The sequence below is a fragment of the Pseudomonas sp. ZL2 genome, assembly GCF_054788455.1.
In genome coordinates, this window is the sequence record NZ_JBGOGX010000064.1 from 12,107 (window position 1) to 32,275 (window position 20,169).

At 63.0% G+C, this 20,169-nt stretch carries 17 protein-coding genes; 5 read left to right on the forward strand and 12 right to left on the reverse strand.

All coding sequences use genetic code 11. The annotated features are described in order from the left end of the window. Window positions 1–3 precede the first annotated feature (3 nt). Complete coding sequence (locus ABM562_RS27040) at window positions 4–714, forward strand: lipopolysaccharide kinase InaA family protein (RefSeq protein ID WP_233674843.1); 711 nt, start codon at window positions 4–6, stop codon at window positions 712–714. Then, the gene (locus ABM562_RS27045) at window positions 714–941 is read left to right on the forward strand and encodes a hypothetical protein (protein WP_115085458.1); all 228 of its coding nucleotides are present in this window, start codon (window positions 714–716) and stop codon (window positions 939–941) included. The genes ABM562_RS27040 and ABM562_RS27045 overlap by 1 nt, the downstream gene beginning before the upstream one ends. A 61-nt stretch (window positions 942–1,002) precedes the next feature. Here ABM562_RS27045 and ABM562_RS27050 read toward each other — a convergent pair whose 3' ends face one another. The 9 genes from ABM562_RS27050 to ABM562_RS27090 all read right to left on the reverse strand — a co-directional run bounded on the left by ABM562_RS27050 (window position 1,003) and on the right by ABM562_RS27090 (window position 14,437). Beyond that, entirely contained in the window at window positions 1,003–4,071 is a 3,069-nt protein-coding gene (locus tag ABM562_RS27050; protein WP_115085459.1) for a multidrug efflux RND transporter permease subunit, read from the reverse strand. Between the two features lie 13 nt (window positions 4,072–4,084). Then, window positions 4,085–5,236 carry an efflux RND transporter periplasmic adaptor subunit gene (locus ABM562_RS27055; RefSeq protein WP_115085460.1) on the reverse strand — a complete coding sequence of 384 codons (1,152 nt, stop codon included), beginning with the start codon at window positions 5,234–5,236 and terminating at the stop codon, window positions 4,085–4,087. 125 nt (window positions 5,237–5,361) lie between these two features. Next, entirely contained in the window at window positions 5,362–6,459 is a 1,098-nt protein-coding gene (locus ABM562_RS27060; RefSeq protein ID WP_134061438.1) for a DUF1513 domain-containing protein, read from the reverse strand. Window positions 6,460–6,461: 2 nt separating this feature from the next. After that, on the reverse strand, window positions 6,462–7,526 hold the full coding sequence (locus tag ABM562_RS27065) for an imelysin family protein (RefSeq protein ID WP_115085462.1): 1,065 nt from the start codon (window positions 7,524–7,526) through the stop codon (window positions 6,462–6,464). Window positions 7,527–7,541: 15 nt separating this feature from the next. Beyond that, window positions 7,542–8,969: a di-heme oxidoreductase family protein gene (locus ABM562_RS27070; protein ID WP_460423917.1), complete on the reverse strand. Its 1,428-nt coding sequence runs from the start codon at window positions 8,967–8,969 to the stop codon at window positions 7,542–7,544. Window positions 8,970–9,165: 196 nt separating this feature from the next. Continuing rightward, window positions 9,166–10,506 (reverse strand): imelysin family protein, encoded by a 1,341-nt coding sequence (locus ABM562_RS27075; protein WP_115085464.1) that lies wholly within the window; start codon window positions 10,504–10,506, stop codon window positions 9,166–9,168. Between the two features lie 148 nt (window positions 10,507–10,654). After that, window positions 10,655–12,706 (reverse strand): putative bifunctional diguanylate cyclase/phosphodiesterase, encoded by a 2,052-nt coding sequence (locus ABM562_RS27080; protein ID WP_115085465.1) that lies wholly within the window; start codon window positions 12,704–12,706, stop codon window positions 10,655–10,657. 345 nt (window positions 12,707–13,051) lie between these two features. Beyond that, on the reverse strand, window positions 13,052–13,648 hold the full coding sequence (locus tag ABM562_RS27085; RefSeq protein WP_010220832.1) for a superoxide dismutase: 597 nt from the start codon (window positions 13,646–13,648) through the stop codon (window positions 13,052–13,054). A gap of 189 nt (window positions 13,649–13,837) precedes the next feature. Further along, window positions 13,838–14,437 (reverse strand): LysE/ArgO family amino acid transporter, encoded by a 600-nt coding sequence (locus tag ABM562_RS27090; RefSeq protein ID WP_115085466.1) that lies wholly within the window; start codon window positions 14,435–14,437, stop codon window positions 13,838–13,840. A gap of 121 nt (window positions 14,438–14,558) precedes the next feature. On the opposite strand from ABM562_RS27090, the gene ABM562_RS27095 reads away from it, so the two are divergent. The 3 genes from ABM562_RS27095 to ABM562_RS27105 all read left to right on the forward strand — a co-directional run bounded on the left by ABM562_RS27095 (window position 14,559) and on the right by ABM562_RS27105 (window position 17,436). After that, the gene (locus ABM562_RS27095) at window positions 14,559–15,449 is read left to right on the forward strand and encodes a LysR family transcriptional regulator ArgP (RefSeq protein ID WP_460423918.1); all 891 of its coding nucleotides are present in this window, start codon (window positions 14,559–14,561) and stop codon (window positions 15,447–15,449) included. A gap of 52 nt (window positions 15,450–15,501) precedes the next feature. Beyond that, on the forward strand, window positions 15,502–16,506 hold the full coding sequence (locus tag ABM562_RS27100; protein WP_115085468.1) for an NAD-dependent epimerase/dehydratase family protein: 1,005 nt from the start codon (window positions 15,502–15,504) through the stop codon (window positions 16,504–16,506). A gap of 87 nt (window positions 16,507–16,593) precedes the next feature. Then, window positions 16,594–17,436 carry an ATPase gene (locus ABM562_RS27105; protein ID WP_115085469.1) on the forward strand — a complete coding sequence of 281 codons (843 nt, stop codon included), beginning with the start codon at window positions 16,594–16,596 and terminating at the stop codon, window positions 17,434–17,436. Between the two features lie 127 nt (window positions 17,437–17,563). Here ABM562_RS27105 and ABM562_RS27110 read toward each other — a convergent pair whose 3' ends face one another. From ABM562_RS27110 to ABM562_RS27120, 3 genes are read right to left on the reverse strand one after another with little or no spacing between them, the layout of a single operon-like run. Then, window positions 17,564–18,613 (reverse strand): alkene reductase, encoded by a 1,050-nt coding sequence (locus tag ABM562_RS27110; protein WP_115085470.1) that lies wholly within the window; start codon window positions 18,611–18,613, stop codon window positions 17,564–17,566. Window positions 18,614–18,630: 17 nt separating this feature from the next. Further along, a complete protein-coding gene (locus ABM562_RS27115) occupies window positions 18,631–19,800 on the reverse strand; it encodes an MFS transporter (protein WP_115085471.1) in 1,170 nt (389 codons plus the stop codon). Between the two features lie 13 nt (window positions 19,801–19,813). After that, window positions 19,814–20,116 (reverse strand): ArsR/SmtB family transcription factor, encoded by a 303-nt coding sequence (locus ABM562_RS27120; RefSeq protein ID WP_028943335.1) that lies wholly within the window; start codon window positions 20,114–20,116, stop codon window positions 19,814–19,816. Window positions 20,117–20,169 lie beyond the last annotated feature (53 nt).

Sequence of the window (20,169 nt, forward strand, 5' to 3'; positions counted from 1 at the left end):
GGCATGGGGTTTGAGCGCACAACAGCAACGACGAACAAGGATCAGTTCGATCATTTCTGGCACCAGCAGGGCGAATGGGTGGAAGAGCCCAATCAGCGCCGCGGCGGCGAGAGTGGTGTACAGCGACTGAGCGATGACACTGGCCATACGTTCTACGCCAAGCGCCAGATCGGCCATATCTACCGCAGCCTGTTGCATCCCTTCGGCCGCCCTACCGTGCTGCGTGAGTACGATGCCTTGAACAGTTTCGAGCAGCTCGGCGTGCGGGTGCCGCATATTGTCTATTGCGGTGTTGACCGCGACACCGAGCATCAGTGGCGAGCCCTGCTGGTCAGCGAGGCACTGGAAGGTTTCGAGGATATCGACAGCTGGTTCGCCGACGGCGCCCGTGAACGTTACCACCCGGCGCTGCATGAGCGGGTTCTGCAGGACCTGGCGCAGAACCTGGCGCGGATGCACCGTGGCCACTGGCAACATGGTTGCCTGTACGGCAAGCATGTGTTCGTCAAGGTTATCGGCGAAGGCGCCGAAGCCAGGGCTGAGGTGGCGTTGCTCGACCTGGAGAAATGCCGCCGGCGTATCAGCTGCCAGCGCGCCGCCGCCAACGACCTTAAACAATTGCGCCGCCATTCGTCTTTCACTGACGCAGAGTGGCAAAAACTGCTCTATTTTTATCAGAGGGCGTTTGGCAGCGCAGTCAAAGGTTTAGAGTAATGAAACTAGAAATTGCTCGAGGTGTGTTTCTGTTGATTGCGCTGGGGGTGGCAACCGCCGCCGTGGCCGCGTGGGAGGAGCCGCGCCCGCAGATTTTCAGCAAAGTCGATGCGGGTGCGCAATGCCCGCTGCCACGGGTAGTGAAACCCCAGGTCGATGCCAAACCTGACCACGATCTGCTGCTGTTGCTGTTCGGGCTGAGCCAGGGCGTACGCGCCAGCGGCTGAACCCTGAGGGAGCGGCGGTGCGACGATTCGACTTGCCCCGCGGTCGATCCCGAAGCGAAGGTTATTCAGGCAGCACCTCATCGCGGGTCAAGCCCGCATTCACCTGCGGCGCGTCGGCCTTGGCCAGCAGGGTGTAGATACAAGGCAGCACGAACAGGGTGAACAAGGTGCCCACCGACATGCCGGTGGCGATTACCGTGCCGATGTCGAAGCGGCTGACCGCACCGGCGCCGGTGGCGAGGATCAGCGGCACCATGCCAAACACCATCGCCGCAGTGGTCATCAATACCGGACGCAAACGGATGGCCGCCGCTTCTTCCACCGCTTCGCGGGCACTCAGGCCTCTTTGCTGGCGCAACTGGTTGGCGAACTCGACGATCAGGATGCCGTGCTTGCTGATCAGCCCGATCAGGGTCACCAGCCCCACCTGGGTGTAGATGTTCATGCTCGATATGCCCAGGAACAGCGGAATCAACGCCCCGCAGATCGACAACGGTACCGTCACCAGGATCACCAGCGGGTCGCGGAAGCTTTCGAATTGGGCTGCCAGCACCAGAAAGATGATCGCCAGGGCCAGGCCGAAGGTTACCCACAGAGCACTGCCTTCCTGGACGAACTGACGCGCCGCGCCGCCATAATCGAAACCGTAGCCCTCCGGCGCTTCTTCACGGGCGATGCTGCGCACGGTTTCCAGTGCTTCGCCCATGCTGACCATCGGGAAACCCTGGATGATCGCCGAGTTCAGTTGCTGGAACTGGTTGAGCTGACGCGGGCGGGCACGATCGCTGATGCTGATCAGGGTCGACAGCGGCAGCATCTGCCCTTGCTGGTTCTTCACGTAGTAGTTGTTCAGCCAGTCGGGATTGTCGCGGTAGGGCCGTTCGACCTGGGCAATGACCTTGTAGCTGCGCCCGTCGATGGTAAAACGGTTGATCTCCGCCTCACCGAGCAGGGTCGCCAGGGTGCCGCCAAGGGCGTCCATGGACACGCCCATCTGCGCGGCCTTGGCCCGGTCGATATCGACCACCACTTCCGGCTTGTCGAAGGCCAGGTCGATGTCGAGGAAGGCGAATTTACCGGACGCCTGGGCACGCGTCTTGACCCGCTCGGCCACCTCCAGCAGCGACGCGTAGTCGTTGGCCGTGTTGATCACGAAGGCAAATGGCAAGCCTTCGCCGGTGCCGGGCAGCGAGGGCAGGTTGAAGCCGAAGATCTGCAGGCCGCTGATGCCTTCAAGCTTGGCCTGTACCAGCGGTAGCAGCTCCATCTGGGTGCGCTCGCGCTCGTTCCACGGTTTGAGCAGGAAGCCGCCGATACCCGACTGCACACCGTTGAAGCCGTTGATCTGGAACGACGAGTAGTACTCGGGAAACGCCTTGAAGATCTTGAGGAACTCCTCGGTGTAGCTGTTCAGGTAGTCGAGGTTGGTCGGCTGCGGGGCGGTGGCCATCATGAAAATGATGCCCTGGTCTTCATCTGGCGCCAGTTCGTTCTTGGTGAACATCAGGAACACCGGAATCAGGCACAGCATGATCAGTGCGAACACCAGCACCACCGGCCGGGTGTTGAGGGTGCCGTGGAGGATTGTCTGGTAGCGCTGCTTGAGCCGCTCGAACAGTACATCCAGACGGTGGGCCAGGCCGGTGGGGTTCTGTTCGTGGCGCAAGAGCAGGGCGCACATCATCGGTGACAGGGTCAGGGCGACGATCCCGGAGATCACCACGGCGCCTGCCAAGGTCAGGGCGAACTCCTTGAACAGCGCGCCCGTGAGCCCCTCCAGGAAGCCGATAGGGGCATAGACCGCCGCCAGCGTGATGGTCATCGATACCACCGGCATGGCGATCTCCCGCGCGCCTTCCAGGGCTGCGTCGTAGGGCGATTTACCTTCTTCGATATGCCGATGGATGTTTTCCACCACGACAATGGCGTCATCGACCACCAGGCCGATCGCCAGCACCATCGCCAACAGGGTCAGCAGATTCAGCGAGTAGCCCATCAACTGCATGAAGAACAGCACGCCGATCATCGACAGCGGGATGGTGATCACCGGGATCAGCACCGAGCGCAGGGCGCCGAGGAACAGGAAGACCACGACGATGACGATCAGCACCGCTTCGACCAGGGTTTTCACCACTTCGTCGATCGAGGCCTGGATGAACAGCGTGGCGTCGTAGGCGATCGAGGATTTCAGGTTTGGCGGCAACTGGCTCTCAAGCTCGGGCATGAGCTTGCGCACCTCCTTGATCACCTCCAGCGGGTTGGCCGCCGGGGTGGCCTTGATGCCGATGTACACCGATGGCGTGCCGTCGAAGGAGCTGACCGTGTCGTAGTTTTCCGCACCCATTTCGACCCGTGCCACATCACCCAACAGCACCCGGCTGTCGCCACTGGTCTTGAGCGGGATGTTGGCAAAGGCTTCGGCGGTTTTCAGCTCGGTGGTGGCGTTGATGCTGGTGACGATGTACTCGCCCTTGAGTTCGCCGGCCGCGGAAAGGAAGTTGTAGCCGCGCACCGCCTGGGTCACGTCATTGGCGCTCAGGCCGTAGCCGGCCAGCTTGACCGGGTCGATCCACAGGCGCATGGCGAACAACTGGTTGCCGAGGATCTGCGCTTCGGCCATGCCCGGCAGGGTTGCAAGCTTGGGCTGGATCACCCGTGACAGGTAGTCGGTGATCTGCGGGTTGCTCAGTTCACTGCTGTAGAAACTGATGTACATCAGCGCCGAAGCGTCGGCGGCTTCCTTGCTCAGCACCGGGTCTTCGGCGTCCTGAGGCAGCTTGTTCTTGACCTCGTTGCCCTTGGCCAGCAGCTCGGTAAACAGCCGGTCGCTGTCCGAGCCGATGCGCGCGTAGATCGAAATCACCGAGAAGTTCTGCCGGCTCACCGAGGTCATGTAGTCGATGCCTTCGGCGCTGGCCAGGCTCTGTTGCAGTGGCTGGGTGATATAACCCTGGATGGTCTCGGCGTTGGCTCCGGGGTAAGCGGTGGTTACCGTGATCAGGGCATTTTCCATCTGCGGATACTGCCGGATCGGCAACTTGCTCCAGGCCTGAAAACCGAGCAGGACGATCAACAGGCTGACCACAGTGGCCAGTACCGGGCGGCGGATGAACGGATCGGTAAAAGCCATGACGGTTCCTCGCTCAGTTGACGCGCGACTGGCTGTTCGGTGCTGCCTGGGTCTTGTCCGGACTGATGCTGATCGCCGCGCCCTGGGTGAGTTTCAACTGGCCGGCGGTCACAACGGTTTCACCGGGTTTCAAGCCTTTGCTGATCACCACCAGGCCGTCACGCCGTTCGCCGGTCTCGACGAAGCGCCGCTCGGCGATCAGCGCCGGCGGCTGGTCATCGGCGTTGTGCGGCGGCTGAGCGTCGTCGGTTTTTTGCGGTACGGCGACATACACCGAGTTGCCATACAGGGTGTAGGTCACCGCGCTTTCCGGGACCACCACCTGTGGCTGCGGGTCGGGCAGCAGCACCTGCAGGCTGGTGAACATGCCGGGTAGCAGCTTGCCCTCGGGATTGGCCAGGGTGGCGCGAACCTGCACGTTGCGCGTGCTGTCCTCGACCTTGGGATTGATTGCGCTGATGCTGCCGGGGAAGTTTTCTTGCGGGTAAGCGGCGACGTTGACCAGCACCTGCTGGCCGATGCTCAACTTGGGAATCGACTGTTCCGGGACGAAGAAATCGACGTAAAGGCTGCTAAGGTCTTGCAGGGTGGCGATTACCGTACCGCTGGCCAGGTAGTCGCCGACGTCGACCTGGCGGATGCCGATGGTACCGCTGAAGGGCGCATTGATGCTCTTTTTCGCTAGTGAGGCCTTGAGCTGGTCGACCACCGCCTTGTTGCGCTTGAACTGGGCGCTGAGCCGATCGAACTCGCCCTTGGAAATGGCCTGGCTGCCGACCAGCTGGCTGCCGCGGTTGTAATCGACCTGGGCCAGGCCCAGATCGGCCAAGGCGGTACCGAGCAGGGCGGTTTCGACATCGCTGTCCAGTTGCAGCAGCGGTTGGCCCTTGCTGACCTGCTGCCCGGACTCGAACAGCAGCGTCTTGACCGTACCGGCGATCTCCAGGCTCAGGTCGACCCCTTGCAGGGCCTTGAGGCTACCGACGGCGGGCAGGCGGTTCTGCCAGGCGCGCTCGCGGGCCTCGGTCGCCGCCACGCTGATCGGCGGCTTGGGGACCGAGAACATCTGCACCTGCTGGTAAATCGTGAAGGCTTTATAGCCCCCCAGGATCAGTACGAGCAGCAGGACAACACCTAACATGATCAGCATGCGGCGGCGCAGCATAGTCCAGTTCCTTGGATACGATTTTTTGTTCGATTGGCACGACTGCGGGCGCTCCTGCCCACGTGCGATGTAGCCGAATATTACTCTGTTGACCGGGCCTGGGAAGCCTGTGTTCCAGGCTAATTTCAGGCCAGGTGCAGGTGGTTGTCCCAGAGCCCTGAAGGCAGTTGCAGCGGCTGGCCGATCAGCTCGCTTTTGCGGCAATCGTACAGGCGGCAGCGGCCCTGGCCGGAGGTCACGACAAAGCCGTCTGCCACGGCGCCGACGCCGGCGCAATCGGGCATCGGTGCATCCAGGCGCACCTGGGCAGTGTCCAGGTCCCAGATGAACAGGCGGTTGGCCCGTGGCGCGGTCAGGGCGACCAGGCGCAGCTCGTTGTGAATGGCGACGCTGGCGGTGTAGTGGGCCATGGACTGCAACTGCTGCTCGGGCACCGGAAAGGCTTCGAAAGCCTGGCCCGGGCGCTTGATCGCCAGCAGCTCGGCGGTCTCGTGGCTGGCCCCCATGAACTGCTGGCCGGCAACGATGGTGCCATCGGCGGCAATCGCCAGGTGGCGCACGCTGTTCATCTGCTGGCTCAGCACCTCTTTGCTCAGCAAGGTGCCGTCGCGCTGCATCAGCACCAGGCTTGGCTGCATGGCGTCGAGGTTCATCTCTACCCGGCTTTCGGCTTCGGTGCGGATGCCGCCGTTGGCCACCACCAGGGTTTCGCCGTCGGGCATCCACGACACCTGATGCGGGCCGATACCGTGGGTGGAGATTTCACCGCTGTGCTGCAGGCGTTCGCCGTCGAAGCGATACACACCCAGCACGCCACGACCGGGCTCGGTGGTGTCGTTCTCGGTGGCGTACAGCCATTCACCGCTCTTGTGAATCACCGCGTGGCCGTAGAAATGCCGGTTCGGCTGCGAAGTGATGGTCTGCAGCAAGCGACCATCACGCAGGTCGATCAGGTAGCTCTCGGTGCCGGGGCGGCGGGCGACGAACAGGGCAATCGGCTGCTCGGGATGGTTGATGATGTCGTGGCAACGCAGGCCCACCTGGGTGGCGAACACCTGGGTACCGTCCAGGCGGTAGCCGACGGCGTAGTGCTTGCCATCGCCATCGTCCCGCGCCGAGAGCAGCAGCGGGGTGCTGCCCTTGTTGCGAAACAGGGCCCAGCCGCCGAGGGTGAGGGCACTGAGCACAACGCTACCGAGTTTGAGAGCCTGGCGTCGCAACATGATCAGTCACCGTCGTTGGCGTTGAAGCCGAGCTGGATGCCCAGCGCCTTGGCCAGCTCGCCTTCGTGCAGGCGGTGGACGACGTTGAGGCTGTCGTAAAGGGTGTTCAACTGCTGGCGACCGGCTTCGTCGTCGAGCAACTCGCCCAGGGTTTTCTGGTTGCTGGTCAGCAGCTTGATCGCGTTGGCGTAGGCGGCGTCGATCTTGTCGGCCAGGGCTTGCTGGTCTTTGCCCAGCAGGCCGCGCAGGCCCTTGTTGTCGACCCCGACCCAGACAGTCTGGGCAGCGTTCAGGCTGGCTTCCAGGCTTTTCAGCGAAGAGTGGCTGCGCCAGGCTTCGGCCTGCAGTGGCTGCGGGATGCCCTTGCTCAGGCGGCCCATGGGTGCGCCGAGCTTCTTCTTCAGGGTGTCCAGGGCGGTGACCTGGGCACGCAGCAGGTCGGCAATGGCCTCGTGGGAATCGGCATAACGCTGGTTGGGGAACTTGGTCATCTGCGCCAGCATGCCGTCGGTGGTGTTCCAGCCTTTGAGGATTTCTTCGGCCAGGGCCTTCTGATGCTCGCCGATGGCCACCAACAGCGGGCAGTAGCGGGCTTTCTGTTCGGCGTTGGCGGTATCCGGCTTGCTGTCGAAGAGGATGTATTCGTAAGCCGACAGCCCGCGCACGACGACACTGGATTTGCCCAGGGTTTCGGCGTCGACCGGCTTGTCACCGTTGACCAGTTGCTCGACCTGACGGCCGACCAGGTTTTTCTTGTCGGGCCAGAACTGCACCTGCCAGGCGCGGTTGCCTTCAGCCAGCGGGCCGATCAGCAGCGGCTGCAGCTCTGCCCAGGCTTTTTGCGCGTGGAGGAAGTCGGCGCGGGCAGTGGCAAGGTCCGCCTTGCCTTCGCAGAAGGCCAGGGCACTGACGGCCAGTTGGCGGTCGGCTTCGACCCAGCGGCTGTAGGTCGGCAGGATCACTTGTTTGGCGATCGCTGCCGAAGTCACCGCTTGCGGGTCTTGCGGCGAGCAGGCGCCGAGGGCGAGGGCGGCAAGGCTGGTGAACAACAGTTTGGGACGGAACATGCCCGGCTCCTTTGCTTAAAGTGAATTCAGGAAGGCCAGCAACGCGGCGCGCTGCTCGGCATTGAAGGTCAGTACGTGCTGCTTGGCCGCTTCGGCCTCGCCGCCATGCCAGAGCACGGCTTCGAGCAGGCTGCGGGCGCGGCCATCGTGGAGAAACTGGGTGTGACCGCTGACGGTCTCGTTCAAGCCGATGCCCCACAGTGGCGGGGTGCGCCAGTCCTGGCCGCTGGCGGCGAACTCGCTGCGGTTGTCGGCCAGGCCCGGGCCCATGTCGTGCAGCAGCAGGTCGCTGTAGGGGCGGATCAGCTGGTTGGCCAGCTCCGGCTCGGCGGCGTTGCTGGCGGTGGTGAATTGCGGGGTGTGGCAGCTCTGGCAGCCGGCCTGGTAGAACAGGTTCTTGCCGGCCAGTACCTGGGGCGAGTCGACGTCCTTGCGCACCGGCACCGCCAGGTTGCGGGTGTAGAACAGCACCAGGCGCAGGATGTTGTCGCTGACCTCCTGCTCGCCATTGGCGCCGTTGCCGTTGGGGGCGTTGAGGCAGTCGGTCTGCGCCGGGGTGCAATCGTCCATCGGCCGCAGGCTGGTGGTCAGGCCCATGTCGCCGGAAAACGCGTGGACATTCTGTTGGTTGAGGTTCGGCTGCCCGGCCTTCCAGCCGAAGCGGCCGACCACGGTCTTGCCCAGGGCATCGTCCCAGACCCGGTTGGCGCGACCACGGATACCGTCGCCGTTGCGGTCATCGGGGTCGGCATTGGCCAGGATCGCCGCCTCGGGGATGGCCTCGAGCAGGCCCAGGCCGATCATCGGCGGGGCGACGCGGGCGGAAAAGCGCGTGTCCGGATGCATCGGACCGTAGCCCAGTTGACTGATTTGCAACCTGGGCTGGCGCAGCTCGACCTGAGTGCCGTCCTTGAAGGCCACGGCTACCGGGTCGTATTCGACCCTGACCTTGCCCTCGGGGGCGACACCGGGCACTGCCATGTCCTGAAACTGACCGCCATACACCGGCTCCGGAACGATGCCCAGTTTCTCGATGACCTTGGTGTACTGCGGCTGATCCGGGATCGACAGGCGCACCAGCATCGACACCGAGTTGGCGGCGGTGGGCCCGGGCGGGTGGCCGCGGCCGTCCTTGATGTGGCAGTTCTGGCAGGCATTGGTATTGAACAGCGGGCCCAGGCCGTCACGGGCGGTGGTGGTCGACGGCGCGATCACCCAGGGGCTGCGGAAGAAGCTGTTGCCGACACTGAAGTCCAGGCGCCGGCTCGGCGGCAGGTTCGCCGAAGGCATGGAATAGGCGTTCTGGTCGCGCTTGTTCACCGTCGCCTTGCCACCGGCCAGCGCTTCACCGGGCTCGGCCTGGGTGAAACGCGGTGCGTCGTCGCAACCGGCCAGAAGGACGGCCAGAAGCAGGGGACTGAGGCGGGGAAGCAACGAGGACATCAATAATCCTGGGGCTTGGGCAAAAAACCGGCGTGCAAGCTTAGCAGGCTCAGGGTAATTGAATAAGAGGGATTTGCGTTTGCTGGATGAAATCTATCGCGGGGCAAGCCCGCTCCTACAGGTGGCAGCGGGCTCGCCCGCGATGATGCGCATAAAAAAGGCGACCCGAAGGTCGCCTTTTTAAACCGCCGCTGAATCAGAACTCGTGATCGGCGGTGTCTGGCGCCAGGTTGGCGATGCCCAGTTTGCTCGACGCCTGTTCGATTGCACCGGTCTGCTTGACCAGGGCGGCGATGGCGTCACGCACGATCTGGTTGCCGGCAGCATTGTCGGCTGCGATCAGCTGGTCGTAGTGCTCGCCTTTGGCCGCGTGGTCGACCATGACCTGGATCTTGGCTTCGGTCGCTTCCAGGTCGGCCTTGAGGGTGGTGTCGGTGGCCGCGTCGACCTTGGCCACCAGCGACGACAGGCTCGGGCCGGTCAGCTTGGTGCCGTCGGTGCGGGTGTACTCGCCCAGGTAGACGTTGCGGATGCCCTTGGCGTCGTAGAAGTGCGAGTTGTGGGTGTTGTCGCTGAAGCAGTCCTGCTCGTCTTCAGGCGAGTTGGCCTCCAGGGAAACCTTCATGCGCTCACCAGCCAGTTCGCCCAGCGACAGGCTGCCCATGCCGAACAGCATTTTGCGCAGGCCGTCGGCAACCGGCTCGGCTTCGAGGGTGGCGCGGTAGTTGGTGGCGACGTTCGGCGCCCAGTTGCCGACCATTTCTTCGAGGTCGTTGACCAGCAGTTGGGTCACGGCTTTCAGGTAAGCGCGACGGCGTTCATTGTGGCCACCGGTAGCGCCCTTGCCTTCGAGGTAGTCGGAAGCAGGACGAGCGCCAGCGCCTGGGCCGGTGCCGTTGAGGTCCTGGCCCCAGAGCAGGAATTCGATGGCATGGTAACCGGTGGCAACGTTGGCTTCGGAGCCGCCCAGCTCGTTCAGGCTGGCCAGTTTCTCCGGGGTGATGTCCTTGACGTCAACCTTGTCTTCGCCGACCTGCACTTGCGTGTTGGCGATGATGTTGGCGGTGGCGCCAGGGTTGCCCAGGGCATGCTCGTAGCTCTTGTCGACGTAGTCGATCAGGCCTTCGTCCAGCGGCCAGGCGTTCACCTGACCTTCCCAGTCGTCGATGATGGTGTTGCCGAAGCGGAACACTTCGCTCTGCAGGTACGGCACACGGGCAGCGACCCAGGCGGCCTTGGCGGCGTTCAGGGTTTCATCGTTGGGCTTGGCGAGGAAGGCATCGATGGCGGTTTGCAGGGTCTTGGCGGTGCTCAGCGAGTCGCTGTAGACGGCATGGACCATGTCGGCGTAATGCTTGACCACGGCTTTTGCCGCTGCCTCGTCGACGGCGCCAGCGGCGGCCGGTGCGGCAGCCGAGGAGGTGGCAGCCGGGGCTTGCGGTGCGGCGGCCTTGTCCTTGTCCTTGCTGTCGCCGCAACCGGCGAGAGAGATGGCAATGGCCAACAGACTGGCGGTGGCCAGAGGCATACGAATCATGGCGAATTCCTGCGTCGAGAGGTTGGACAGGCGTACCGGGGCACGCAAAACTGCAACATAATGCGAAAGATTTGCATTTTGTGTAAAGGGGCAGTCACGTAAATATTCAAATGCGTGTTTCCACCCCTTCGGGCAATGCGAACAGGGGTTACAGAATCGAAACCTGGTTGCGCTGCGCCTGCTTGAGGAACGCGGTCAACTCCCGGGCAGGCAGCGGTTTGCTGTAGTGATAGCCCTGACCTTCGTGGCAACCCTGGGCGATGATGTAGGCCTCTTGTTCAGCTGTCTCGACACCCTCGGCAATGACCTGCATGCCCAGGCTCTTGCCCAGCTGGATGATGGCGCGAACGATGGTGGCATCGTCGTCGTCATCGAGCAGGTCCTGGACGAAACTCTTGTCGATCTTGATCTTGTCCAGCGGCAGCGACTTCAGGTAGCTGAGCGATGAGTAGCCGGTACCGAAGTCGTCAATGGCGATCAGCGCCCCGGAGCGGCGCAGGCTCAGCAGGTGCTGGGCGGCGGTGCTGATGTCTTCCATCAGGCCGGTTTCGGTGACTTCCAGCTCCAGGCTGCGCGGTGGCAGGCGGTAGATCTGCAGCAGGTTGTTGACCACCCGCGGCAGCTCGTTGTGGTGCAGTTGCACGGTCGACAGGTTGACCGCCATGCGCAGTTCGCTGAAGCCCTGGTCGTGCCAGTCGCGCAGTTGCCGGCAGGCCTGGTCGAGCACCCACTCACCGATGGTGATGATATTGCCGTTCTGCTCGGCCAGGGGGATGAACTGGTCCGGCGGAACCATGCCCAGTTCCGGATGCTGCCAGCGCAGCAGCGCTTCCACACCGACCACGCGATGGTCGCGGTAGCTGATCTGTGGCTGATAGACCAGAAACAGCTGGTTGCGCGGCAGGGCTTCGCGCAAGTCTTTTTCCAGTTCGCGACGGCGGCGCATCTCGCTGTCGACGCTGGCAATGTAGAACTGATAACGGTTGCGCGAGCGGGCCTTGGCCAGCGTCATGGTCTGTTCGGCCTTTTGCAGCAGCTTCTCGGTGCTGTCGCCGTCCTCGGGGAACAGGGTGATGCCGATGGTGGCACGCAGGCGGATTTCCTGATGGTCGAGGGCGAACGGCGCCTCGAGATCATCAAGAATGCTCTGGGCCAGCTCGGCAGCTTCGTAGGGCTGCTCGATATCGGCCTGGACCAGGGCGAACTGGTCTCCGCCCAGGCGCGCCAGGGCGCCAAGCCGGCCACTGTGGGCACGCAGGCGATCGGCCAGGGCCAGCAGCAACTGGTCGCCGGCCTGGTAGCTGAACTGCTCGTTGATGCCCTTGAAGTCGTCCAGGCCGACGCACAGCACCGCTACCCGGCGTTGCAGGCGGCCGGCGTCGACGAGGATCTTGTCCAGTTGCTGCTGCAGTTGCTGGCGGTTGGGCAGGCCGGTGAGGAAGTCGTACTGGGCCATGCGCAACAGGCTGTTCTCGGCTTCGTGGCGCAGGTGGGTGTTGCGCTCGATCGACGCCAGCAGCTGGTTGGCGGTATTGACCCACAGGCCCAGCTCGTTCTTTTCGTGGCCCTTGATCAGCGGCAGTTGATGCTGGCTGGGACGGTCGGGGTTGATCTGGGTGAGGTGCTCGATGATCTTCGACAGCGGCTTGGTCAGCATCCAGTGATAGACCAGGTACAGCACCAGGCCCATGGCCAGGGCGCGCAGCACGCCGGAAATGAAGATGATCACCGAACTGACCAGGAAGCCCTCGCCATATGCGGCGGTGTCGAGGGTGATGCTCAGGTCGCCGTAATATTCGCTATAGGGGCCACGGCCGACCAGTTGGGTGGTGAAGCTACGTTCCTGGCCGAGAATCAGGTCGGTTAACCAGCGGCTGGAAACTTCCTGCAGCGGGCGGGATTTTTCCGCCAGCATGGTTTCGTTGGGATGGCCGATGGCGGCCATGCGCACGGATTCGTCCTGGAACAAGCCCTCCATGACCTGCATGCCCATTTCCTTGTCGAGGCTGTACACCGCCTGGGTCGAAGGGTCACGGAACATGTCGAGGATCCGTTGAGCGTCATTGGCGACGGCCTGGCGGGTCTTGTAGACATCGAAGACGATCTGCGCACAACTGAGAACTACACCGACGACCAACGCCGAGAGCAGTACTACCCTGAGCAACTTGACCGATAAGCTGTTCTTGAGTTCCAGCTTCAATGGGGTTTCCTTAATCCATGCGCATGGCATCATTTTGCCATCAAACTTGGCAATCCACTATCGGCCGTCAACAGGACTTCTCCAGCTCCGCGAGGGTGCTTTTTTGCACCCGGAGCAGGTTGGCTACCTGCCGTCACTGTATCGGTTGCCCGGCCTCGCGACTTTAATCCGTGGGAACGAGTTTCCCAACGTTTGATGTTAGCGCGCTCTGCGTGCGCGGCAAGATACACGGCGCGTGAATAGGATGAAAAATGTTGCAGCGAAGGCGCCCATAAAAAAGCCCACCGCTAGGGTGGGCTTTTCGGTCGCTCGATACCTTGTGCAACGTATCGATCAGCAGCCGGCTCAGGCAGTGAAGGTCTTGCCTTCGAACTGCTCGGCCACGAACTTCCAGTTGACCAGGTTCCAGAACGCCTCGACGTACTTCGGACGCAGGTTGCGGTAGTCGATGTAGTAGGCGTGTTCCCAGACGTCGCAGGTCAGCAGCGGGGTGTCGCCGCTGGTCAGCGGGTTGCCGGCGCCGATGGTGCTGGCCAGGGCCAGGGAACCGTCGGCTTTTTTCACCAGCCAGCCCCAACCGGAACCGAAGGTGCCGACCGAAGTCTTGGTGAACTCTTCCTTGAACTTGTCGAAGGAACCGAACGCGGCGTTGATGGCTTCAGCCAGGGCGCCGGTTGGTTGGCCGCCAGCGTTTGGCGCCAGGCAGTTCCAGTAGAAGGTGTGGTTCCAGACCTGAGCGGCGTTGTTGAAGATACCGCCCGAGGAGGTCTTGACGATCTCTTCCAGGGTTTTGCCTTCGAACTCGGTGCCTGGCACCAGGTTGTTCAGGTTCACGACATAGGTGTTGTGGTGCTTGTCGTGGTGGTATTCCAGGGTTTCCTTGGAAATGTGCGGCTGCAGGGCGTCGTGGGCGTAAGGCAGCGGCGGCAATTCAAAAGCCATGGTGATTCTCCTAATCAGGTCTGTTGCGGTGAGCGCAAGGCCGATCACGGGCGGCCGGTGTGCGTCGGCGAGTTTGTACTCTTTGCGACGCAAGGGCTGGATCATAGCACCGGGCCCGGTGCTTAACCACGCAACAAGTGTACGGGAAAGAGGTTCCAGAGCCTTTGCCGGTGCCGGACGAGCGGCGCCTCAGGTAAAGATCAACTGTGCCGCCACGGCAAACATCATCACCGCCACCATCAGGTCGAGCAGCCGCCAGGTGCCTGGGCGCGCCAGCCACGGTGCCAGCCAGGCGGCGCCCAGGGCCAGGGTGAAGAACCACAGCAGCGAGGCGCTGGCGGCACCGGCCACGTAGGCGCCGGGCACGGTTTGCTGGGCACCCAGGGAGCCGATCAACAATACGGTATCGAGGTACACATGCGGGTTGAGCAGGGTCACCGCCAGGGCGCTGAGCAGCACCGCCCGACGCGAGCGCAGGCCCTGGCCCTCGCCCTGATGCAGGCTCTGTTGCGAGCAGGCGCGCAGCAGGGCCTTGCCGCCGTACCAGATCAGAAACACCGCGCCGCCCCAGCGCGCCACTGCCAGCAGGGTCGGGTTCTGCGCCAGCACCGTGGCCAGGCCGAATACCCCGGCCGCCACCAGGATGGCATCGCAGACCACGCACAGCGCCGCCACCGGCAGGTGATGTTCACGGCGCAGGCTTTGCGCCAGGACAAAGGCGTTTTGTGTGCCGATCGCCATGATCAGGCCGAAGGCGACCAGCAGGCCGTTCAGGTAGCTTTGCCACATAGGGAAGACTCCACAGACACCCGCAGGGCGCGGGTGCAAACACAAAGAAGATGCTGGCCATTGTGGGGATTTCATCTGTATAAGAAAAACAAATAAAGCTGATCAGGCATTAGGAAAAATAATGTTCGATTACAAACTGCTTTCAGCCCTCGCTGCCGTTGTCGAGCAGGCCGGCTTCGAGCGCGCCGCCCAGGTGCTGGGTTTGTCGCAGTCGGCGATTTCCCAGCGCATCAAGCTGCTCGAGGCGCGGGTCGGCCAGCCGGTGCTGGTGCGCGCCAATCCGCCGAGCCCCACCGATGTCGGCCGGCGCTTGCTCAACCATGTACAGCAGGTGCGCCTGCTCGAACGCGACCTGCAAAGTCAGGTGCCGGCGCTGGACGAGGAGGGCATGCCCGAGCGTCTGCGCATTGCCCTGAACGCCGACAGCCTGGCGACCTGGTGGGCAGGAGCGGTGGGTGAGTTTTGTGCCGATCAGCAAGTGCTGCTGGACCTGGTCGTGGAAGATCAGGAAGTCGGCCTCAAGCGCATGCGCGCCGGTGAAGTGGCCGCCTGCCTGTGTGGCAGCGAACGCCCGGTGGCAGGCGCACGCAGCCTGTTGCTCGGCGCCATGCGCTATCGGGCCCTGGCCAGCCCGGCGTTCATGGCCCGCTACTTTCCAGCGGGCTTCGATGCCGCCCGCTTGTCGCGCACCCCGGCGCTGGTGTTCGGACCGGATGATTTTCTCCAGCATCGTTATCTGGCTTCCCTGGGTATTCAGGACGGTTTCCTTCATCACCTGTGTCCCTCTTCCGAAGGCTTTTTGCGCATGACCGAGGCAGACCTGGGTTGGGGCCTGGTGCCGGAACTGCAGGTACGCGATCAGCTGGCCAGCGGGCGTCTGGTAGAAATATCAGCGGATAAACCCATCGACGTGCCCTTGTACTGGCATCATTGGCGCAATGGCGGGCAGTTGCTCGGCCAACTGACGGAACACCTGCGCCTCACAGCCGGGCAGTGGCTGGTGCCCTTGTAGGCCCTGGCGGCGTCAGCAGTATCTGAAAAACCTGTTTTAGGCGGAGTGCTACATGCGAATTCTGGTCACCGGCGCGAGCGGCTTCATTGGCGGGCGCTTTGCGCGCTTTGCCCTGGAGCAGGGCTTTGACGTTCGGGTCAACGGCCGACGCGCCGAAGGCGTCGAGCACCTGGTGCGGCGCGGCGCGCAGTTCATCCCGGGTGACCTGAACGACCCGGACCTGGCCCGGCGCCTGTGCCAGGGCGTCGAGGCGGTGGTGCATTGTGCCGGTGCGGTGGGTAACTGGGGGCGATACCAGGACTTCTATCAAGGCAACGTGGCGGTCACTGAAAACGTTGTCGAGGCTTGCTTGAAGGAGCATGTGCGGCGGTTGGTGCACCTGTCGTCGCCATCGATCTACTTCAATGGCCGCTCGCAGCTGGGTATCACCGAAGACCAGGTGCCGCGGCGCTTCCATGATCATTACGGGGCGACCAAGTACCTGGCTGAGCAGAAGGTCTTTGGGGCCCAGGAGTTCGGTCTCGAAGTGCTGGCCTTGCGTCCGCGCTTTGTCACCGGCGCGGGCGACGTGAGTATCTTCCCGCGCTTGCTGCAGATGCAGCGCAAGCGGCGCCTGGCAATCATCGGCAACGGCCTGAACAAGGTCGATTTCACCAGCGTGCAGAACCTCAACGAGGCGTTGGTCAGTGCCTTGCTCGCCGACGAGGCAGCGCTGGGTCAGGCCTACAACATCAGCAATGGTCACCCTTTGCCATTGTGGGATGTGGTCAATTACGTGATGCGGCAAATGCACCTTCCGCAGGTCACTCGCTACCGTTCCTACGGCCTCGCCTACAGCCTTGCCGCCTTGAACGAAGGCGCCTGCCTGCTCTGGCCGGGCCGCCCGCAACCGACCCTGTCGCGCCTGGGGATGCAGGTGATGAGCAAGGACTTCACCCTCGACATCAGCCGCGCCCGGCAGTTTCTTGATTACCGCCCCAGTGTCAGCCTGTGGTCGGCGCTGGATGAGTTCTGCGGCTGGTGGAAAGCCCAGGACCTTCCGTCCGGCAAGGACTGAACCGGATCAAGGCTTTGCGGTCGATCAGTGCGCTGATCAGGCTTTATACTACTGACCATTTGCTATCACCGTGGTTGAAGGGATCCCATGCGTAACGATGCTCCAGATGATTTCGATAACGTGCCGACCTTGACCGCCGGTAGCCGTGATGACGATGATTTCGTACCGGTAGCGGGTGCGCGACGTGGCCATGCATCGGCTCCGCGCGCTGTACCGAAGGCGGCAAATACTGGCCCGCTGTGGGCATTGCTCGGCGCCTCGTTCATTGCCCTGGCCGGCCTTGGCTGGTGGAGTTTTCAACAGATTTCCCTGATGGAGCAGCAACTGGTTGCCACCCAGGAGAGCTTTGCCCGCATCAGTGAAGACGCGGCGGGGCGCCTGCAGGCGATCAGCGGTAAGGTTGCGGCCAGCGAGACCAGCGTCAGCACCGACAGCGAGGCCCTGAAGCTGCAGATCAAGCAACTGCAGGCGAGCCTGACCGAGCAGGGTAAGCAACAGCAAGGTGTGGCCGGGCAGACCGGCGATCTGGGCAAACGCCTGGAGCTGGTACTGGCTCAGGCCAGTGAGCAACAGGCGGCCAATGCCAAGTTGCAGGAACAGCTGCAGGCTCAGCTCAAGCGGGTGAACGACGAGCTGGCTGCATTGAAGACGGCCCAGGTGGATGGCGGCAAGCTTGATGGTGAGCTCAAGAGCCTGAACGCTGAGGTGACGGCGTTGAAGAAGCAGGGTAACCCGACGGCGGCGATCCAGCGCCTGGAGCAGGACCTGATCGTGCTCAAGAGCGAGCAGGAGAACCGCCCGGCGCCTGCGGCCAGTGGCGGTGCGTCAACGGCGGAGTTCGATGCGTTTCGTGGCCAGGTGACTCGAAACATCAATACCTTGCAAAGCCAGGTGCAGAACCTGCAACAGCAGATCAACGCCCGGCCTTGATCGGCGCTAAACAGGGCCGCTGTTGCGGCCCATCGCCGGCAAGGCCAGCTCCCACACTGGATCTGCTTGCAGCGGACTTTGTGGGAGCTGGCCTTGCCGGCGATGGGCTGCAAGGCAGCCCCAAGGTTTACATCCGCGGATAATCGATATAACCCACCGGCCCCTTGGCATAGAAGGTCTCCGGGTGCGGCTCGTTCAGCGGTGCATCCGCCGCCAGCCGCGCCGGCAGGTCCGGGTTGGCAATGAACGGGATACCGAAGGCCACTGCATCGGCTTTGCCACTGGCCAGCGAAGCATTGGCGCTGGCTTTGGTGAAGCGCTCGTTGACGATATAAGGGCCGCCAAAGGCTTGCTTGATCAGCGCGCCAATGCTGTCGTCCGCTTCCTTCTCCCGCGAGCAGATAAAGGCAATACCGCGCTTGCCCAGTTCCCGGGCCACATAGGTGAAGGTCTCGGCACGGTTGGCATCGCCCATGTCATGGGCATCGGCCCGTGGCGCCAGGTGCACGCCAACCCTTTGCGCGCCCCAGACTTCGATCACCGCGTCAGTCACTTCCAGCAGTAGCCGTGCACGGTTCTCCAGCGAACCACCGTACTGGTCATTGCGCTGGTTGGTGCTGCTCTGCAGGAACTGGTCGATCAGGTAACCGTTGGCGGCATGCACTTCGACGCCATCGAAACCAGCCGCTTTGGCGTTCTCGGCACCGGTGCGGTAGGCCTCGACGATGTCGGCGATTTCTGCGCTTTCCAGCGCACGCGGGGTCGGGTAGTCGGCCAATGGACGCACCAGGCTGACATGGCCTTTCGGCTGGATGGCGCTCGGCGCGACCGGGGCTTCACCATTGAGGTAGCTGGGGTGCGAGATACGCCCCACATGCCACAGCTGCAGGAAAATCCGCCCACCGGCGCCATGCACCGCCTTGGTCACGTTGGTCCAGCCACGCACCTGATCGTTCGACCAGATGCCCGGGGTGTCCGGGTAGCCCACGCCCATCGGCGTGACCGAGGTGGCTTCGCTGAGGATCAGCCCGGCACTGGCCCGTTGTACGTAGTACTCGGCCATCAGTGCGTTGGGCACCCGGCCTTCATCGGCGCGGCAGCGGGTCAGCGGGGCCATGATGATGCGGTTCGGCAGGTCGAGGTCGCCGAGGGTGATCGGATCGAAAAGAGTCGTCATATGTACCTCAAGGCCTATCAGTGAGTGGCAGGTGCCAGTTCGGCTTTGTTACCGCCCTGGCTGAAAGTGATCAGGGTGACGATCAGCGCCAGTACCGCCAGCGCTGCGGCGGCCAGGGGCACGCGGGTCAGGCCCAGGCCCTGGGCGATGACGGTGCCGCCGACCCAGGCGCCGAGGGCGTTGCCCAGGTTGAACGCGCCGATGTTCAGGGTCGAGACCAGGTTCGGGGCAGCCTTGCCGAAGGTCACCACGTTGACCTGCAGGGCGGGGACGGCGGCAAACGCTGCAGTGGCCCAGAGGAACAGGGTGATTTCCGCCGGAATCAGCGCAACGCTGGTCCAGCTCAGTACGGTAGAGACTACCGCCATGCTGGCGAACACGCCGATCAGGGTGGCGCCCAGGCGCTTGTCGGCAAGCTTGCCACCGAGGATGTTGCCCAGGGTCAGGCCCACGCCGATCAGCAGCAGGGTCCAGGTCACGCCTCGTGGCGACACCCCGGTAACATCACCCAGCAGCGGCGCGACATAAGTGAACAGGGCGAACATCGAGGCCGAGAACAGCACGGTCATCGACAGCGACAGCCAGATGCCGGCGCCTTTGAGCGCAGCCAGTTCGGCGCGCATGTCGAGTTTTTCTTCGTCATGCCGGAACGGCAGGAAGCGGATCAGGCCGATCAAGGCAATCACGCCGATCACGGTTACCGCCCAGAAGGTCGAGCGCCAGCCGTATTCCTGACCCAGCGCGGTACCCAGCGGCACACCCAGCACGTTCGCCAGGGTCAGGCCGGTGAACATCAAGGCGACCGCCGAGGCACGGCGGTTGGCCGGCACCAGGCTTGCCGCCACCACCGAACCGATACCAAAGAAGGCACCGTGGCACAGGGCGGTCACCACCCGGGCGAACATCAGCAGGTTGTAGTCGCTGGCCACCGCACACAGCAGGTTGCCGACGATGAACACGCCCATCAGCGCAATCAGCGCCGCTTTGCGCGGCAGGCGCGAGGTGGCCAGGGCCATGAACGGCGCACCGATGGCCACGCCCAGGGCGTAACCGGTGACCAGCCAGCCGGCGCCGGGAATCGATACCCCCAGGTCTGCCGCCACATCGGGCAGTAGACCCATGATGACGAACTCGGTGGTACCGATGGCGAAGGCGCTGAGCGCCAGGATTATCAGCGAAAGGGGCATTGCAAGGTCCTTGTCAGAGCTCTTGGCTCATCTGCTTGAGGAAGGCCTGGATGGTTTCCTCGTTGCGTTTGAAAAAATGCCACTGGCCAATCTTCTGGCTGCTGATCAGGCCCGCGCGCTGCAAGGTCGCCAGGTGGGCGGAGACGGTCGACTGCGACAGGCCGCAGCGTTGATCGATCTGCCCGGCACACACACCGTGTTCGGTGCTGTGGTGCTGGTCGGGGAACTGCGCGTCGGGGTCCTTCAGCCAGTTGAGGATTTCTCGCCGTACTGGGTGGGCCAGGGCTTTTATTATTTCGTCGAGATCGAGAGGCATGGTTGGGCTCGTGGTGTGTGTAGCGTTATATCGCGATGGGGCGAAATATAAAT

Bases quoted from the DNA above. Each gene is read 5' to 3' on its own strand.
- ABM562_RS27070 (WP_460423917.1), bottom strand. From the start codon at position 8,969: ATGTCCTCGTTGCTTCCCCGCCTCAGTCCCCTGCTTCTGGCCGTCCTT.
- ABM562_RS27075 (WP_115085464.1), bottom strand. From the start codon at position 10,506: ATGATTCGTATGCCTCTGGCCACCGCCAGTCTGTTGGCCATTGCCATC.
- ABM562_RS27115 (WP_115085471.1), bottom strand. From the start codon at position 19,800: ATGCCCCTTTCGCTGATAATCCTGGCGCTCAGCGCCTTCGCCATCGGT.
- ABM562_RS27090 (WP_115085466.1), bottom strand. From the start codon at position 14,437: ATGTGGCAAAGCTACCTGAACGGCCTGCTGGTCGCCTTCGGCCTGATC.
- ABM562_RS27040 (WP_233674843.1), top strand. From the start codon at position 4: ATGGGGTTTGAGCGCACAACAGCAACGACGAACAAGGATCAGTTCGAT.
- ABM562_RS27060 (WP_134061438.1), bottom strand. From the start codon at position 6,459: ATGTTGCGACGCCAGGCTCTCAAACTCGGTAGCGTTGTGCTCAGTGCC.
- ABM562_RS27105 (WP_115085469.1), top strand. From the start codon at position 16,594: ATGCGTAACGATGCTCCAGATGATTTCGATAACGTGCCGACCTTGACC.
- ABM562_RS27065 (WP_115085462.1), bottom strand. From the start codon at position 7,526: ATGTTCCGTCCCAAACTGTTGTTCACCAGCCTTGCCGCCCTCGCCCTC.
- ABM562_RS27085 (WP_010220832.1), bottom strand. From the start codon at position 13,648: ATGGCTTTTGAATTGCCGCCGCTGCCTTACGCCCACGACGCCCTGCAG.
- ABM562_RS27100 (WP_115085468.1), top strand. From the start codon at position 15,502: ATGCGAATTCTGGTCACCGGCGCGAGCGGCTTCATTGGCGGGCGCTTT.
- ABM562_RS27120 (WP_028943335.1), bottom strand. From the start codon at position 20,116: ATGCCTCTCGATCTCGACGAAATAATAAAAGCCCTGGCCCACCCAGTA.
- ABM562_RS27055 (WP_115085460.1), bottom strand. From the start codon at position 5,236: ATGCTGCGCCGCCGCATGCTGATCATGTTAGGTGTTGTCCTGCTGCTC.
- ABM562_RS27110 (WP_115085470.1), bottom strand. From the start codon at position 18,613: ATGACGACTCTTTTCGATCCGATCACCCTCGGCGACCTCGACCTGCCG.
- ABM562_RS27045 (WP_115085458.1), top strand. From the start codon at position 714: ATGAAACTAGAAATTGCTCGAGGTGTGTTTCTGTTGATTGCGCTGGGG.
- ABM562_RS27050 (WP_115085459.1), bottom strand. From the start codon at position 4,071: ATGGCTTTTACCGATCCGTTCATCCGCCGCCCGGTACTGGCCACTGTG.
- ABM562_RS27095 (WP_460423918.1), top strand. From the start codon at position 14,559: ATGTTCGATTACAAACTGCTTTCAGCCCTCGCTGCCGTTGTCGAGCAG.